This window comes from Pararhizobium polonicum, assembly GCF_001687365.1.
GTDB classification, from domain to species: Bacteria; Pseudomonadota; Alphaproteobacteria; order Rhizobiales; family Rhizobiaceae; genus Pararhizobium; species Pararhizobium polonicum.
In genome coordinates this window covers 1-16,738 of record NZ_LGLV01000026.1, presented here as the reverse complement: position 1 = coordinate 16,738, position 16,738 = coordinate 1, and the positions used below count along the sequence as shown (strand labels likewise).

At 62.2% G+C, this 16,738-nt stretch carries 12 protein-coding genes; 11 read left to right on the top strand and 1 reads right to left on the bottom strand.

From position 1 onward, the window contains the following. Positions 1 to 72 precede the first annotated feature (72 nt). From ADU59_RS28940 to ADU59_RS28890, 11 genes are all read left to right on the top strand, one after another. The gene (locus ADU59_RS28940) at positions 73 to 1,218 is read left to right on the top strand and encodes a DUF2235 domain-containing protein (protein WP_068959253.1); all 1,146 of its coding nucleotides are present in this window, start codon (positions 73 to 75) and stop codon (positions 1,216 to 1,218) included. A 235-nt stretch (positions 1,219 to 1,453) separates the two neighbouring features. Continuing rightward, positions 1,454 to 2,707: an aspartate kinase gene (locus ADU59_RS28935; RefSeq protein ID WP_068959251.1), complete on the top strand. Its 1,254-nt coding sequence runs from the start codon at positions 1,454 to 1,456 to the stop codon at positions 2,705 to 2,707. 89 nt (positions 2,708 to 2,796) lie between these two features. Next, positions 2,797 to 5,064: a phosphoenolpyruvate--protein phosphotransferase gene (gene ptsP, locus ADU59_RS28930; RefSeq protein WP_068959250.1), complete on the top strand. Its 2,268-nt coding sequence runs from the start codon at positions 2,797 to 2,799 to the stop codon at positions 5,062 to 5,064. 191 nt (positions 5,065 to 5,255) lie between these two features. Continuing rightward, positions 5,256 to 5,669: an endonuclease domain-containing protein gene (locus ADU59_RS28925; RefSeq protein WP_068959247.1), complete on the top strand. Its 414-nt coding sequence runs from the start codon at positions 5,256 to 5,258 to the stop codon at positions 5,667 to 5,669. Between the two features lie 151 nt (positions 5,670 to 5,820). Next, entirely contained in the window at positions 5,821 to 6,903 is a 1,083-nt protein-coding gene (prfA, locus tag ADU59_RS28920; RefSeq protein WP_068959280.1) for a peptide chain release factor 1, read from the top strand. Then, positions 6,900 to 7,763 (top strand): peptide chain release factor N(5)-glutamine methyltransferase, encoded by an 864-nt coding sequence (gene prmC / locus ADU59_RS28915; protein ID WP_068959245.1) that lies wholly within the window; start codon positions 6,900 to 6,902, stop codon positions 7,761 to 7,763. The genes prfA and prmC overlap by 4 nt, the downstream gene beginning before the upstream one ends. Before the next feature lie 354 nt (positions 7,764 to 8,117). After that, complete coding sequence (locus tag ADU59_RS28910; protein ID WP_068959243.1) at positions 8,118 to 8,996, top strand: DUF4167 domain-containing protein; 879 nt, start codon at positions 8,118 to 8,120, stop codon at positions 8,994 to 8,996. A 197-nt stretch (positions 8,997 to 9,193) separates the two neighbouring features. Next, positions 9,194 to 9,598: a YunG family protein gene (locus tag ADU59_RS28905; RefSeq protein WP_202970094.1), complete on the top strand. Its 405-nt coding sequence runs from the start codon at positions 9,194 to 9,196 to the stop codon at positions 9,596 to 9,598. After that, positions 9,595 to 10,470: a phosphotransferase family protein gene (locus ADU59_RS28900; protein ID WP_068959238.1), complete on the top strand. Its 876-nt coding sequence runs from the start codon at positions 9,595 to 9,597 to the stop codon at positions 10,468 to 10,470. Before ADU59_RS28905 ends, ADU59_RS28900 begins: the two co-directional genes overlap by 4 nt. A gap of 212 nt (positions 10,471 to 10,682) precedes the next feature. After that, complete coding sequence (gene clpB, locus ADU59_RS28895; RefSeq protein WP_068959236.1) at positions 10,683 to 13,289, top strand: ATP-dependent chaperone ClpB; 2,607 nt, start codon at positions 10,683 to 10,685, stop codon at positions 13,287 to 13,289. 105 nt (positions 13,290 to 13,394) lie between these two features. Beyond that, entirely contained in the window at positions 13,395 to 14,033 is a 639-nt protein-coding gene (locus ADU59_RS28890; protein ID WP_068959235.1) for a glutathione S-transferase family protein, read from the top strand. Positions 14,034 to 14,194: 161 nt separating this feature from the next. On the opposite strand, the gene ADU59_RS28885 is transcribed toward ADU59_RS28890, so the two are convergent. Further along, the gene (locus ADU59_RS28885; protein ID WP_068959233.1) at positions 14,195 to 16,162 is read right to left on the bottom strand and encodes a M23 family metallopeptidase; all 1,968 of its coding nucleotides are present in this window, start codon (positions 16,160 to 16,162) and stop codon (positions 14,195 to 14,197) included. Positions 16,163 to 16,738 lie beyond the last annotated feature (576 nt).

The window sequence follows — 16,738 nt, the reverse complement described above, 5'->3', positions numbered from 1 at the left end:
CGGGTGAAAAAATCATGGCGACTTTAGCGTGTGTCTGCGTATATTCTCACCTCATGCTCGGGGGAGGATACAATGCCGAAGCGTCTGGTTGTGTGTTTCGACGGAACCTGGAACAGCGCGGATAGCGACGGAGCGGAGACGAATGTCGCGCTGCTGGCGCGCGCCATCCACGCCACGATCGATACCGGCGGCATTTCGCAATCGGTTCTCTATCTGCGCGGTGTCGGTTCGGCCGGCCTGGCAGCGCAACGGATCGTCGATGGCGCCACGGGATTGGGCGTGGATGAAAATATCCGCTCCGGCTACATGTTTCTGGCGCAGAATTACCTGCCCGGGGACATGATCTACCTGTTCGGCTTTTCCCGCGGCGCGTTTACAGCCCGAAGCCTCGCCGGTCTGATCGGGTCCTGCGGCCTGCTCAAGCGGCAGCGGCTGAGCGATCTCGGCAAGGCCTGGCGCTACTACAAGGAGGAGAAGGAGCGCTCGCCGGAAGCGTTTGTCGTACGCTATGCGACAGAGGCGCATCTGGATGTGGAAATCATGTTCATGGGCGTCTGGGATACGGTGGGCGCGCTGGGTATTCCCAGCAGCATCTTCAACCTGATCAACCAGAAGGAATATGGCTTCCACAATACGACGCCGTCGAAGATCACCCGGCATGCCTTCCACGCCATGGCGATCGACGAATGCCGGGACGAATTCGTGCCGACGCTCTGGACCGGCGAGGCTCCGGAAAACTGCGAGATTCAGCAGGTCTGGTTCACCGGCGCGCATTCGGATGTCGGTGGCGGCTATACGGACCGTGCGCTTGCCGACATTCCTCTGGTGTGGATGGCGAAGAAGGCCGAAAAGTGCGGCCTTGCGCTCGATTGGGATGTCCTGCCGCGACAGACCGATGCGGCAGCGCCCCGCCACGATTCCCGCGCCGGCTGGTCGTTGAAGGACCGCCTGACGCCGACTTTCCGGCAGATCTGCGAGAAACAGATCAAGGTGGCTTTCTATGAGACGCTCTACCAGCCCATGGACGAAAACGGCAAGCCGGAGAAAACGGTCAACGAATTCGTTCACAGCAGCGTTGTCGAGCGGTACGCGAAAACAGCCCAGTTCTCCCCGGACGATACACCGCCGATCCGCTCGCAGGAGATCTACAAGCCGCGCAATCTGGCGCCGCTGTTCAACGGCGGTTCCGTCCGCAAGACGACACCGGTCACGGATTGATCCGAGGGGGCATGCCCTGATGGCATGCGGCGGCGATGAGCGGGTGCGAGCGCCGTGCTTCGCCTGATCTTCGATGCCTGGCCGGTTGCGGGAAAAGTCCGCTCCGGTTTGTTGTTCTGCCCGGCCACAACCCACGCCTTCTCCATTGCACCCCGCCGCCAATTTCGCTAAGAGACCGCCAACTTCTCAAAGCAGGCGCGAACCCAAGCGCGGCAGGCAATACCGGTAGAGGCATATGGCACGCATCGTGATGAAATTCGGCGGCACGTCCGTCGCGGATATGGATCGCATCCGGAATGTGGCCCGCCATGTGAAACGTGAAGTCGATGCCGGCCATGAGGTCGCGGTCGTGGTGTCGGCGATGTCGGGCAAGACCAACGAACTGGTTGCCTGGACGCGCGATGCCTCGCCGATGCATGACGCGCGCGAATATGATGCCGTGGTTGCCTCCGGCGAGCAGGTGACCTCGGGGCTTCTGGCTCTGGCACTGCAGAATATCGGTATCAATGCCCGCTCCTGGCAGGGCTGGCAGATTCCGATCAAGACCGACAATGCCCATGGCGCGGCGCGCATTTTGGAGATCGACGGTTCGGAGCTGATCCGCCGCTTCGGCGAGGGCCAGGTGGCCGTGGTCGCCGGCTTCCAGGGGCTTGGACCGGACAACCGGATCGCGACGCTCGGGCGCGGCGGCTCGGACACCTCGGCGGTGGCGATCGCAGCCGCCATCAAGGCGGATCGCTGCGATATCTATACCGACGTCGACGGCGTCTACACCACTGACCCGCGCATCGAGCCGAAGGCCAAGCGGCTGAAGAAGATCGCGTTCGAGGAAATGCTGGAAATGGCGTCTCTCGGCGCCAAGGTCCTGCAGGTTCGCTCGGTCGAGCTTGCCATGGTATTCAAGGTGCGCACCTTCGTGCGCTCCAGTTTCGATGACCCAGACGCACCGGGCATGGGCGATTTCCTGAACCCGCCCGGTACGCTGATTTGTGATGAGGAAGAGATTTTGGAACAGGAAGTCGTCACCGGCATCGCCTATGCCAAGGATGAAGCGCAGATTTCGCTGCGGCGCCTGGCCGACCGGCCGGGCGTTTCGGCCGCCATCTTCGGACCTTTGGCCGAAGCCCATATCAATGTCGACATGATCGTCCAGAACATTTCGGAAGATGGTTCGAAGACCGATATGACCTTCACCGTGCCCTCGACCGACGTCGACAAGGCCCTGCAGGTGCTGAACGGCTCGAAGGACAAGATCGGCTTCGACGTCATCCAGAACGAATCAGGGCTGGTGAAAGTCTCGGTGATCGGCATCGGCATGCGCAGCCATGCGGGCGTGGCCGCGTCCGCTTTCCGCGCACTTGCCGAAAAAGGCATCAACATCAAGGCGATCACCACCTCGGAAATCAAGATTTCCATCCTGATCGACGGCGCTTATGCCGAATTGGCAGTTCGCACTTTGCATTCCGTCTACGGTCTGGATAAGAGTTAAGAAAAGCGGCGGCGACGACATCTTGGCGCGAGAGTGCCGAAACGACTTGCCGCCTGCAGTTGTTGACTTCAGACAGGAGACGTTGCGCGATGAGAGACCTCTCTGCGGGTCCACGCGTCCTTCTCAGGCGGTTGCGCGAACTGATGGCGGAACCGCTCGAGCCGCAGGAGCGCCTTGACCAGATTGTTCGCCAGATTGCGCAGAACATGGTCGCGGAGGTGTGCTCGGTCTACGTGCTGCGCTCCGACGGCGTGCTGGAACTCTATGCCACCGAAGGTCTGAACAAGGACGCCGTGCATCTGGCGCAATTGCAGATGGGGCAGGGCCTCGTCGGCACCATTGCCGCCAGCGCCCGGCCGCTCAATCTTTCCGATGCGCAGGCGCATCCGGCCTTCACCTACCTGCCGGAGACCGGCGAGGAAATCTATCATTCCTTCCTCGGCGTGCCGATCCTGCGCACCGGCCGTTCGCTTGGCGTTCTCGTCGTGCAGAACAAGGCCAGCCGCACCTATCGCGACGACGAGGTCGAGGCGATGGAAACCACGGCGATGGTTCTCGCCGAAATGGTGGCGACCGGCGAACTGAAGAAGATCACCCGCCCGGGGCTGGAGCTTGACCTGTCGCGGCCGGTGACCATCGACGGCAACAGTTTCGGCGAAGGCATCGGCCTTGGTTACGTCGTGCTGCACGAGCCGCGCATCGTCGTCACCAATCTTTTGAACGACGATACCGATCATGAACTCGGCCGGCTGGCGGAAGCGCTGGGCAGCTTGCGGATCTCGATCGACGACATGCTGTCGCGCCGCGACGTCTCGATGGAAGGCGAGCACCGCGCGGTGCTGGAAGCCTACCGGATGTTTGCCCATGACCGCGGCTGGGTGAGAAAGCTCGAAGAAGCGATCCGCAACGGCCTGACGGCGGAAGCGGCGGTCGAGCGCGTGCAGAGCGAGACCAAGGCGCGGATGATCCGGTTGACGGACCCGTACCTGCGCGAGCGCATGCATGATTTCGACGACCTTGCCAACCGGCTGCTCAGGCAGCTGACTGGCTATGGCGCAAAGCTGTCGGCTTCGGATTTCCCGCCGGATGCGATCGTCGTCGCCCGCGCCATGGGCGCTGCGGAGCTTTTGGACTATCCGCGCGAAAACATTCGCGGTCTGGTGCTGGAAGACGGCGCGGTGACCAGCCATGTGGTGATTGTCGCGCGTGCCATGGGCATTTCCGTGGTGGGGCAGGCAGCCGGCGTCGTGGCGCTGGCGGAAAACGGCGATGCGATCATCGTCGACGGCGACGATGCCAAGGTGCATCTGCGGCCGATGGCCGACCTGCAGCGGGCGTACGAGGAGAAGGTCAAGCTTCGGGCGCGGCGCCAGGAGCAGTTCAGGGCGCTGCGCGGGATCGAGCCTTTGACCCGGGACGGCAAGCGGATCAAGCTGCAGATGAATGCGGGCCTTCTGGTCGATCTGCCACAGCTTTCCGAATCCGGCGCCGAAGGCATCGGCCTGTTCCGCACCGAGCTGCAGTTCATGATCGCGTCGACCATGCCGAAGATGGAAGAGCAGGAGCTGTTCTACCGCAACGTGATGAAACAGGCGGCCGGCAAGCCGGTGACCTTCCGCACGCTCGATATCGGCGGCGACAAGGTGGTGCCCTATTTCCGCGCGGCGGAAGAGGAAAACCCGGCGCTCGGCTGGCGGGCGATCCGCCTGTCGCTGGACCGTCCCGGCCTGTTGCGCACGCAGCTGCGCGCCATGCTGCGCGCGTCGGCCGGCCAGGAACTGCGCATCATGCTGCCGATGGTGACGGAAGTTGCCGAGCTGCGCACCGTGCGCGAACTCTTGCAGAAGGAAATCCAGCGGCAGTCGAAGATCGGCGAGCAATTGCCGCGCAAGCTGCAGTTCGGTGCCATGCTGGAAGTGCCGGCGCTCTTGTGGCAGCTGGACGAGCTGATGGACGAGGTCGATTTCGTCTCCGTCGGGTCCAACGACCTGTTCCAGTTCGCCATGGCGGTGGATCGCGGCAATGCGCGGGTCTCCGACCGTTTCGATGTGCTCGGCCGGCCGTTCCTGCGCATCCTGCGCGATATCGTGCGGGCCGGCGACCGCAACGAGACCTCGGTGACGCTGTGCGGCGAGATGGCCAGCAAGCCGCTGTCGGCGATGGCGCTGCTCGGCATCGGCTACCGCTCCGTCTCGATGTCGCCGACGGCGGTCGGGCCGGTCAAGGCCATGCTTCTGGCGCTGGATGTCGACAAGCTTTCGGCCATGCTGCACGCCGCGCTGGACGACAAGAGGGGCCTGACACCGGTTCGCGAGATGCTGGTGGCGTTCGCGGCGGAACATGGGGTTCCGGTTTAGCGGCGTCGACAAGAAAGCCCCTCATCCGCCCTGTCGGGCACCTTCTCCCCGTAAACGGGGAGAAGGGACAAGCGGTGAATTCTCGACCAGTAAAGTCGAAACGTAAGATGGGGTGGGAAGGAACGGCAAATTTGGTCGTCCCCTCTCCCCGCGAGCGGGGAGAGGGCTAGGGTGAGGGGCACTTAGTTGTTATGAGAGGCCCGGACAAACAGAAAACGGATCGCGCCCGCATTTTGCGGAAGGTGGAGAACGATGCCGAGGAGGCTCTTTGGTTTGAGCTTCGAGCGCGTCGTCTCAACGGGGTCAAGTTTGTCCGGCAGTTACCGATTGGTCCGTACTTCGCTGATTTCGCATGCAGGCAAGTCCATCTCGTCGTTGAGGTCGATGGCAGCCAGCATGCAAACAGCCGTTACGATGCGAAGCGGGACGGCTATATGACGGCCAACGGATGGAACGTTGTTCGTTTTTGGAATGGGTGTGTTCTTCAGGACCGCGAGCGGGTATTGGAGACCCTCGTCGAGATCGTCGAAAATCGGCTGGTCGAAGAGGTTCAATCACTTGATCTGACCTTTGTTCCCGCCCGGAGGTCAGATCTCGAGCGATGAACGGATCATCTTTGCGCAATTCTCCAATTCGGAACTGATTGGAAGATCGCGCAAGATCTCAAGAGTTTTACCTCGGCTTTGGTGCCTCTGAAGAAGGTGCCCTTGTCGAGAAACATCGCTGTTTTTTACAACAGCCCCTTTGGAGTTCGAGTTGGCAACCTTACCTGTTGAAAAAATGCGCGAGCTGGAGCGTCGCTTCGGCGAGATCGAGGCGCGGATGTCGGAAGGACCGGCGGCGGATGTCTATGTGAAGCTGGCGTCGGAATATTCCGAGCTGCAGCCGGTGGTGACGAAGATCCGGCTTTACGAAAAGTCTCTTGCCGAGCTTGCGGATGTCAACGCGCTGATGAACGACCGCACGACGGATCGTGACATGCGCGATCTGGCCGAGATGGAAAAGCCTGAGATCGAGGATCGTATCGAAACGCTGGAGCAGGAGATGCAGATCCTGCTTCTGCCCAAGGATGCGGCCGACGAAAAGAGCGCTATCCTGGAAATCCGCGCCGGCACCGGCGGCTCGGAAGCGGCGCTGTTTGCCGGCGATCTCTTCCGCATGTACGAGCGTTATGCGGCGGGCAAGGGCTGGAAGGTCGAGGTGCTGTCGGCCAGCGACGGCGATGCCGGCGGCTACAAGGAAATCATCGCCACCGTCACCGGGCGTGGGGTGTTTTCCAAGCTGAAATTCGAATCCGGCGTGCACCGGGTGCAGCGCGTTCCCGACACGGAAACGCAGGGGCGCATCCATACGTCGGCGGCGACCGTTGCCGTTTTGCCGGAGGCCGAGGATATCGATATCGAGATCCGCAACGAAGACATCCGCATCGATACGATGCGCTCGTCGGGCGCCGGCGGCCAGCACGTCAACACAACGGACTCGGCGGTTCGCATCACCCATATGCCGTCCGGCATCGTCGTCACGAGTTCGGAAAAATCGCAGCACCAGAACCGCGCCAAGGCGATGCAGGTTCTGCGCTCGCGGCTCTACGACATGGAGCGGCAGAAGGCCGATAGCGAACGCTCCGCCTCGCGCAAGAGTCAGGTGGGGTCCGGCGACCGTTCCGAGCGCATCCGTACCTACAATTTCCCGCAAGGGCGCGTCACCGATCACCGCATCAACCTGACGCTCTACAAGATCGACCGGATGATGATGGGCGAGATCGACGAGGTGGTCGATGCGCTTCTGGCCGATTACCAGGCCGATCAGCTGGCGCAGCTGGGCGAGGTCAAGGGATGACCGATACGCTCGACAGCCTGTTTGCCGAGGCGCGGGCCCGGTTTCTCAAGGCCCATATCGGCGAGGCGGCGCTGGATGCGCGCGTGCTGATTTCCGGCCTGCTCGACCTGCCGGCGGTGGCCTTCATGACGCGCGGCGGGGAGATCGTTTCAGAAACGGACGCGCAGCGCATCCGCGAGGCGATCGAGCGGCGGGCGGCGCACGAGCCGGTGCACCGCATCCTCGGGAACCGCGAATTCTACGGGCTGACGCTCGGCATGTCCGCCGACACGCTGGAGCCACGGCCGGATTCGGAGATGATCGTCGAGGGCCTCATTCCGTTCGCGCAAAAATTCGTGGCGGAGAAGGGCTCCTGCCATCTCATCGATCTTGGCACCGGCACGGGGGCGATCTGCCTGGCGCTGCTGAGCGCCGTGCCGCAGGCGACCGGCGTCGGTTCCGACCTGTCGGCAGGGGCGGTGGAGATGGCAAGGGCCAATGCCGAACGCAATGGCCTCAGCGACCGTTTTACCGGCGTGGAAAGCGACTGGTTCGCCAGCATTGACGGCAGGTTCGACATCATCGTGTCAAATCCGCCCTATATCCGCACGGAGGTGGTGGCATCGCTGGCGCCCGAGGTGCGGGACCACGATCCGGCGCTGGCGCTGGATGGCGGCGCCGACGGGCTGGACGCCTATCGCACCATCGCCGCCCATGCCGCGCGCCATCTGGCAGAGGGCGGTATCGTCGGCGTCGAGATCGGCTACGACCAGCTGCAGGTGGTCGGCGCGCTTTTCGAAAGCGAGGGCTTCCGGGTGATCGACCGGGTGCGCGACCTCGGCGGAAACGACCGGGCCATCCTGTTCTCATTTGGTCACTAACCCCTGAAAACCGGCCGATATCGGGATGCTCTTTTTAAAAAACGTGAAGAAAAGGCTTGGAATCGCACGGGAAGCGGGCTAGGTTCCTCTCACGCACTGGGCAGAAGGTCAAAGATCAGAGATTCGTTCCGGTCAGACCTTGCCGCAGGGATTACTCTCAAAAAAGAGTTGCTAAGGTTCGACAGTGCCTGGTGCGGGTACCTGTTAATTTGACTTTAACCAGCGACGGTACCGTCATGAGGCGGTTGGGTCGCGGCGCGTGCCTGCTTGATCCCGAATTCCCCGATATGGGATTTCTGGCAAGCCACGAAGCCACATGATCATCAATATCAAGAGAATCCAGGTGAGTGAACGATGAGGCCAGGACAGCAAAACAAGCGCGGCCGTGGGCGTAACAACAATACCAGCAGCAATAACAATGGTGGCGGTGGCAACAATAACAACAATCATAACCGGAAGGGTTCCAACCCGCTGACCCGGACCTATGACAGCTCCGGCCCGGATGTGAAGATCCGCGGCACAGCCCAGCACATCGCCGAGAAATACGGCAATCTTGCCCGTGACGCGCAAAGCTCCGGCGACCGGGTTGTGGCGGAAAACTATCTTCAGCACGCTGAACACTACAACCGCATCATTGCGGCCGCACAGGCGCAGATGCAGGAACGTTTCCAGCGTGACGATCGCGGCGACTACAACGATCGCAACGATTTTCAGGACCGTGACGGCAACGAGCGCGACGACGACATGGACCAGGGCGACAACGACGAGAATTCCGTCGGTCAGGACCAGCAGCTCGAGCAGGAGCGGCATCACCAGCAGGCCGAGCGTCAGCAGCGCCAGCAGCCGGAAGGCGAGCGCCAGCAACGCCAGCCGGAGCAGCAGGACCGCCAGCGCCAGCCCGATCAGGAGCGTCCGCGGCAGGAGCGTCAGCAGCGGCAGGACCGTCCGCGTCCGCCGCGCGCCGAACAGGCCCAGCCGCGCCCCGATCTGGCCCCGCAGCCGATCATCGACGGTTCCGGCCCGCAGCCGGTGATCGAAGGTACGCCGGTCGAGGTTGCGCTGGAAGAAGAAGCGCCGACAGGCCGCGCTCCGACACGCCGCCGCGCCGCCCCGCGCCCCCGCCGCCAGCCGCGCCGCGGCGAAGCCGGCGCTGACGAGGCTGCCGCGGAAGCAGGAGCCGAAGGCGAAAAGGGTGGCGACAAGCCGGCCTTGGTCGAGGTTGCCGGCGAGTAAGCCGACAGCGGTTACAATCGACCGCGACGATGACATTGAGGGCCGCCCGCAGCAGATCGTTGCGGGCGGCTTTTTCGTGGATGGTGTCTTCGCGGCAGGCTTGCCGATTTTCGAGTGCCGCAAATATGCGGTTCTGCGATAGTGTTCCGGTCCGGCATTGTGCGAAGGCCGGTTGGCTCGGGGTTGGAGATTGGGATTTGCGGGATCCGTTGCTTGAGCGTGTGCAGTCCGCGTTGGCAACGGCGTGGTCCATCGAAACATCCAGTAAATGGCGGCCGGAGAACCCGGCGCTTGGCCAATGCGGTGTGACGGCCCTTGTCGTTCAGGATCTTCTCGGCGGCGATATCCTCAAGACGAGATTCGGAGATGCCTGGCATTTTTACAACCGTATTGGCGGTGCGCGGCTGGATTTTTCTGCCTTGCAGTTTTCGTCCCCGGTGGCCTACAGCGATCTTGATTCTGGCCGGGACGAAGCGCTTGCGGATACATCACCGGAGCAATACCGGATTTTGCGTGAACGTCTCCTCAAAGACTTGGGCGCAGACAATGCGCCGGGCGGTTTTGCGTGTTTCCGCATGAATGATTTACGTCGGACAACATGAAAACACTGGACCTCTCCGATTGCCGCGACGCTATAACGGCTGCTTTTCCGGGGCTCTCCACAGCGCCCTTCACGCTGGCGACGGCGGGTTGGGATAGCGTGGCGGTGGATGTCGATGACCGGCTGATCTTCAAATTTCCCCGCCACATAACGGCCGAGAAGGCACTTCTCAGAGAGGCGCAATTGCTGTCTGTCATCCGACCGCAAGTCTCGATACCGGTTCCCGATCTGCGGATACACGCGGGTCCACCGCTGTTCTCGATCCATGAGAAGCTGAAAGGCGCCCACCTCGTTGCCGGAGACTATGGCCGTCTTCCCGAGGATGCGCGTCAACGCCTGGGCGAAATGCTCGGACGATTCTATGCCGAACTTCACCGGCTGGATAGCGCGCGCATGGTTGCAGCAGGAGCAGGCCCGGTCGCGCCCTGGCTGACGGTAGATGTTGTCCGGGCGAAGGCGCTGCCACTGTTGAAGAATGATCTTCGCGCCCGGTCGGATACACTGATCGCGGCGTTCGCGGCGCTGCCGCCTGATCCCCACGGTGTCACCTACGGATTTTTCGATGGTCACGGCTGGAACATGGCGTTCGACCACGCCGCCGGAAGGCTGAACGGCATCTACGATTTCGCCGATTCCGGCTTTGCGCCGCTGCATCAGGAGTTCATCTATTCCAATTTCGTGTCACCGGACCTGACCGAACGGACGATGTCGGCTTATGAACGGCTCACGGGGCGTGCGATCGACCGGCGGCGGGTAGCGATCCTGACGGGTTTTCACCGGTTGTCCGAACTGGCAGAGCTTGCGGACGATCCGGAACACGCGCCGGAGATGGTCCGCAACGTGGAGAAATGGGCGGGAATGGCGGAGCTTTAAGGCCCAGATCTCAGGGTTCCATCGAAATCGGTTACGGGGCACTTTCGCGCCCTTTAATTCCGGAAATCCGTGCCCCATATTCCACTCAAGTTGTCGTGGCCGCCTTTTGCGAGGCGGCGGAACGGCGAGACGCGGGCTTGCCTTTTGAGGGAGCCTTATTCCAACTGTCGGCAGTGCCATGAACGGGCTGACCGATTACCGGAGGTAGTTAGATGAATATTGAAAAATACTCCGAGCGCGTGCGCGGTTTTCTGCAATCGGCTCAGACCTATGCGCTGGCGCAGGGCCATCCGCAGTGGACGCCGGAACACATTCTCAAGGTCCTGCTCGACGACGATCAGGGCATGGCGGCCTCGCTGATCGAGCGGGCCGGCGGCGACGTCAAGGCGGCGCGGATCGGCAATGACGCGGCCCTCAACAAACTGCCGAAAGTCAGCGGCGGCAATGGTTCGCTGTCGCTTTCGCAGCCTTTGGCGCGGGTGTTCTCGACGGCGGAAGATGCCGCCAAGAAGGCCGGCGACAGTTTCGTCACCGTCGAGCGGCTGTTGCAGGCGCTGATCATCGAGACCTCGGCTGCGACCTCCAGCATCCTGTCGAAGGCAGGGCTGACGGCGTCCAAGCTCAATCAGGTGATCAACGAGATCCGCAAGGGCCGCACGGCCGACGGCGCCAATGCCGAGGCCGGTTTCGACGCCCTGAAGAAATATGCGCGCGACCTCACGGCAGACGCCCGCGACGGCAAGCTCGACCCGGTGATCGGCCGCGACGATGAAATCCGCCGCACCATCCAGGTCCTGTCGCGCCGCACCAAGAACAACCCGGTGCTGATCGGCGAGCCCGGCGTCGGCAAGACGGCGATTGCTGAAGGGCTCGCCCTGCGCATCATCAATGGCGACGTGCCGGAAAGCCTCAAAGACAAGAAGCTGATGGCGCTCGACATGGGCTCGCTGATCGCGGGCGCCAAGTTCCGCGGCGAATTCGAGGAGCGGCTGAAGGCTATTCTCTCCGAAGTGCAGGCGGAAGCCGGCGAGATCATCCTGTTCATCGACGAGATGCACACGCTGGTCGGTGCCGGCAAGGCGGATGGGGCGATGGACGCCTCCAACCTCCTGAAGCCCGCTCTTGCCCGCGGCGAACTGCACTGCGTCGGCGCCACCACGCTCGACGAATACCGCAAGCATGTGGAAAAGGATGCGGCTCTGGCCCGCCGGTTCCAGCCGGTGATGGTCAACGAGCCGAATGTCGAGGATACGATCTCGATCCTGCGCGGCCTGAAGGAAAAATACGAACAGCATCACAAGGTGCGGATCTCCGATTCCGCGCTGGTGGCGGCTGCGACGCTGTCCAACCGCTACATCACCGACCGGTTCCTGCCGGACAAGGCCATCGACCTGATGGACGAGGCCGCCTCGCGGCTGCGCATGCAGGTGGACTCGAAGCCGGAGGAGCTGGACGAACTCGACCGGCGCATCATGCAGCTGAAGATCGAGCGCGAGGCTCTGAAGAAGGAAACCGACCGCGCCTCGAAGGACCGGCTGGAAAAGCTGGAGCTGGACCTGACCGGGCTGGAAGAGCAGGCCGATGCGCTGACGGCGCGCTGGCAGGCGGAAAAGTCGAAGCTTGGTCTGGCCGCCGACCTCAAGAAGCAGCTCGACGAGGCCCGCAACGAACTGGCGGCCGCGCAGCGCAAGGGCGAATTCCAGCGGGCAGGGGAGCTTGCCTATGGGGTGATCCCGAAGCTGGAAAAGGAACTGGAAGTTTCCGAAAGCCAGGACAGTTCGGCGCTGGACCCGATGGTGCAGGAGGTCGTGACCCCCGACAACATCGCCCATGTCGTTTCCCGCTGGACCGGCATTCCGGTGGAAAAGATGCTCGAAGGCCAGCGTGACAAGCTGTTGCGCATGGAAGACGAGCTGGGGCAATGGGTGGTCGGCCAAGGGGACGCGGTTCAGGCCGTGTCGCGCGCGGTTCGCCGTTCGCGGGCGGGTCTGCAGGATCCGAACCGTCCGATCGGTTCGTTTATCTTCCTCGGCCCGACCGGCGTCGGCAAGACGGAGCTGACCAAGGCTTTGGCGCGCTTTCTGTTCGACGACGATACCGCGCTGGTGCGCATGGATATGTCCGAGTACATGGAGAAACACTCCGTCTCCCGGCTGATCGGCGCCCCTCCCGGCTATGTCGGCTACGAGGAAGGCGGCGCTCTGACCGAAGCAGTGCGGCGCAAGCCCTACCAGGTCGTGCTGTTCGACGAGATCGAAAAGGCGCATCCGGACGTGTTCAACGTGCTGTTGCAGGTGCTCGATGACGGCCGCCTGACCGATGGTCAGGGCCGCACCGTCGATTTCCGCAACACGATGATCATCATGACCTCCAATCTCGGGGCGGAATACCTGTCGCAGCTGGGCGAGAACGATGACAGCGACATGGTGCGCGATCAGGTGATGGATGTGGTGCGCGGCCATTTCCGGCCGGAGTTCTTGAACCGGGTCGACGAGATCATCCTGTTCCACCGCCTGAAGCGCGGCGAGATGGGCACGATCGTCGATATCCAGCTGGAACGCCTGCGTCAGCTCTTGGCCGACCGCAAGATCACGCTCGAACTTGACGACGAGGCGCGCGCCTTCCTCGCCGACAAGGGCTACGATCCGGCCTATGGCGCGCGTCCCTTGAAGCGGGCCATCCAGAAATACGTCCAGGACCCGCTGGCCGAACAGATTCTCCAGGGCAATTTCCCGGACGGTTCGGCGATCAAGGCGTTTTCCGGCTCCGACCGACTGAACTTCAAGCTCAGGGGCGGGGCGGAGAAGGCTGCGGCCTGATACGATGACAAGAGAGGCCGCCCTTCGGGGCGGCCTTTTTCGTTCATCGCCAGTGAAATGCGCGGTGCGATGCGGAAAGCCGCAATGCGGGTTTGGGGGCAAGCGATGCAGAAACCGATATTGTTCGGTGCGGATTATAGCGTCTACGTGCGTGCAGCCCGATTGGCCCTCCATGAGAAGGGCGTCGACTACGATCTGGAGCCGGTCGATGTTTTTGCCGATGAAGGTCCGCCGCCATCCTATCTTGCCCGGCAGCCTTTCGGCCGGATTCCGGCCCTCGAGCACAACGGGTTCCAGCTCTACGAGACCGGCGCCATCACACGTTATATCGACGAGGCATTCGAGGGACCGGCCCTCCAGCCGGCCGATCCCCGCCATCGGGCACGTGTCAACCAGATTATCAGCATCGCCGACGGATATGTCTATCCAACGCTCGTCTGGGGGATTTACGTCGAACGGGTTTCCAAGCCCCTGCGCGGTGAACCGAGCGACGGGAAACACCTTGCCGCTTCGCTTTTCAAAGCTCCGATCATTCTGAAGGCTCTTGCCGATTTGATGGGAGGCGGTCTCTGGCTCGGGGGTGCATCCCTGACCCTGGCCGATCTGCATCTCGCGCCGATGATGGATTATTTCGGTATGGCTCCCGAAGGGCGGCAGATGCTTGAAGAGCACGCCAATCTCAATGCCTGGTGGTCACGCATGCGGGAGCGGCCGGGCATGCGGCAGACGAAACCAACGGCATAGGGGAAGCGTACGGGGCTTCGGCATACGGCCGTCTCGGCTGCGTCCCGCCGGTCAGCCTGCCCATCGGGACGATGGCCGAACTGGATAAAGGGCTGGGGACCGTTGGCGATCGGCTATCGAACGGAAACCGGACACCCGGGCGAACCGCGGATACCGAGTTCCTACTGCACCGCCGCCACTTCGGCATTGCCATTGTCCTTGGCCAGCAACTCGTCGATCCGGCCGCGTTCCTTGTCGAACTGCGCCAGCGCCTTGCCGTCCAGCGACTTGCCGCCGGGCAGGCGGATGCGCAAGGGGTCGACGCGGTTGCCGTTGACGATCAGTTCGTAGTGCAGATGCGGGCCGGTCGACAGGCCGGTCGTGCCGATCCAGCCGATCACCTGTCCCTGCACCACCTTGGCGCCGACGGTGACGTTCTTGGCAATGGCGCTCTGGTGGTTGTAGGACGAGACATAGCCGTTGGCATGACGGATCAGGGTCTGGTTGCCGTAGCCGCCGGAATCCCAGCCGGCCTTTTCGACGACGCCGTTGCCGGCCGCGATGATCGGCGTGCCGCGCGGCGCTGCCCAGTCGACGCCGGTATGCATGCGCGAAAAACCGAGGATCGGATGGCGGCGCATGCCGAAGCCGGAGCGGAAGGTGCCGTTCGGCACGGGATTGCGCAACAGGAACTGGCGGATGCTCTTGCCCTGCTCGTTGTAGTAATCGATCGAATTGTCGTCCGGATCCTGGAACCGGTAGAAGCGCGTCTCGGCATCGCCGAACTTGGCGTTGACATAGAGCAATTCCGAATCGTCGGTCGCCTTGCCGCTGCTGTCGGCCACGGAGAAGAAGGCCTCGAGACTGTCGGTCGGCTTCAGCTGCGCCTGGAAATCGACATTGCTGGCGAGCAGCTTGATGATCTGGGCGATCATCGTTGAATTCATGCCGTAGGAGAGGGCGGCGCGGTAGACGCCGTCATAGACGCGCGGCAGGTCGCGGCCGGCGGCGATCGATGGCGTGCCGTTGTCGTCGAAGGCGGTGGCGATCGCGTCGAGGCGCGGCGGCTCGTAGCCCTTGACGAAATGGTCCTTGTCGTCAAGCGCCATGGTGAAGACATGGCTGCCGTGCGTATAGACGCTGGCGCGCACCACCTTGGCTTCGTCGTTCTGGCCCTTCTGGATGATGCCGATGCGCAGCACGTCGCCGTCCTGTAGATCCGTCGCATTCAGCGCCGGCCGCAGATAACCGGCAATGTCCTCGGCCTGCGCCTTTCCGTAACCGGCATTGATGAGAACGGTGGCGATCGGCGTTGCCCGGCGCACCGGGATGACGTCGTCGGCATATTCGGTCGACTGGTCGTTGATGTTCTCGAAGGCCGAGACCGTCATGTTCTCCTCGACCACCCGGGCCGACAGTCCCTGGATCAGGTCGAGATCGGAGGCATCGGAGGCAAAGCGGCGGGGATCGACATAGAAGAGGGAGGCAAGCTGGGTGTTGCCGTCGGTCAGCACCGAGCCGTTGGTGCGGACATTCTCCTCGACCTCATCCATCGACATGGACGGCGCGAATTTCAGCGTCGAGCCCTTGAGCGGGAAATCCACCGTCTTCAGCGCCACTTCGGATTCGACGTCCGATCCGTAGATCGTGCCGGTGCGGCTGACCGGCGGTGCGGCATCCGCATCGCTGCTGGAAAAGATCGCCAGCGGATCGAAGGCCGGATAGTTTTCCGCCGGCTGATGGTTGGCGGCCAGCGTCATCTTCACATGGGCAAACGGCTGGCGGCGCACCACTTCCTTCTCGCCGTCATGGGTCATGGTCGAGACTTCCATGATGCTGCGGTCGGAGGGCTTGGCAACGATGCTGGGGCTGAGGATACGGTCGCCGCGCTTGGCGGCAGCGGTCGGCTGCGAGCCGCGCGCCGACGGATCCATCGCCGCATAGGCTTCGGCCGGGATGGCCAGCTGCTGGCGTCCGTCCAGGGCCGCAAACAGCGCCACGCCCATCAAGAGGCTCGAGGTAATGCCGGTGAGAAAGGTGCCCGAAAGCCAGCGCAGAGAAATCTCGCGCCGGTCGGGTGCCCTGCGTCCATCCGCAAGGATCGGCGGCTCGTTGCCGAGCGACCGTATCATGGTCTTGTCCGTGATCATGCCAATTCGAGCGGAGTCCCTGGTTACGCGCCGTTTCTTATTATGGTCTCGGTATGTTGTGCGAAGATGTGCATCTTTCATGTCTCCGAGTCAAACAGAACAGCCGGGGCTTTGTCGGCAGCTACCTATAAGAGGAACAGAGCCGGCGAAGCACCGTGCGGCGCAAGTGCGAGGCCTGTTTAGAGCGCGGAATGTGAAGAAGTGAGGGCGGAATTGTGATTTCGGCTTTATACAAGGGGTCCCGCCGATTGTCGCAACGCAACAAAGCCTTACGGCGCAGGCGTTTGTCAAAAAACTGTCATTTTTTTCAAAAACCCTGTTGACTATGAAGCATGCCTGGGACTATAAACCGCTCACCAACGAGGGCGGCGGCGCTGCTGGCGACCGACGAACTCGCTCTGAAGTTTCTTATGAAAGTTTGGTGCGGATTTGGGGTTTCAGGCAGGGATGTTTGGGCTCTCGGGGTTAGGTTTTCGACGGATTTGTCCGTCTGTTTTTTGACAATTGAATAGAGAGAAAGAGAAACGTGGGCGGCGGATGTTCGCGACTGGATTAAGTTCCGGTTTTAAGTCGACA

Excerpts from the sequence above, each read along its gene's own strand:
- ADU59_RS28935 (WP_068959251.1), top strand. The coding sequence starts at position 1,454 with ATGGCACGCATCGTGATGAAATTCGGCGGCACGTCCGTCGCGGATATG.
- ADU59_RS28885 (WP_068959233.1), bottom strand. The coding sequence starts at position 16,162 with ATGATCACGGACAAGACCATGATACGGTCGCTCGGCAACGAGCCGCCG.
- ADU59_RS28940 (WP_068959253.1), top strand. The coding sequence starts at position 73 with ATGCCGAAGCGTCTGGTTGTGTGTTTCGACGGAACCTGGAACAGCGCG.
- ADU59_RS28890 (WP_068959235.1), top strand. The coding sequence starts at position 13,395 with ATGCAGAAACCGATATTGTTCGGTGCGGATTATAGCGTCTACGTGCGT.
- prmC (WP_068959245.1), top strand. The coding sequence starts at position 6,900 with ATGACCGATACGCTCGACAGCCTGTTTGCCGAGGCGCGGGCCCGGTTT.
- ADU59_RS28900 (WP_068959238.1), top strand. The coding sequence starts at position 9,595 with ATGAAAACACTGGACCTCTCCGATTGCCGCGACGCTATAACGGCTGCT.
- ptsP (WP_068959250.1), top strand. The coding sequence starts at position 2,797 with ATGAGAGACCTCTCTGCGGGTCCACGCGTCCTTCTCAGGCGGTTGCGC.
- ADU59_RS28910 (WP_068959243.1), top strand. The coding sequence starts at position 8,118 with ATGAGGCCAGGACAGCAAAACAAGCGCGGCCGTGGGCGTAACAACAAT.
- clpB (WP_068959236.1), top strand. The coding sequence starts at position 10,683 with ATGAATATTGAAAAATACTCCGAGCGCGTGCGCGGTTTTCTGCAATCG.
- ADU59_RS28925 (WP_068959247.1), top strand. The coding sequence starts at position 5,256 with ATGAGAGGCCCGGACAAACAGAAAACGGATCGCGCCCGCATTTTGCGG.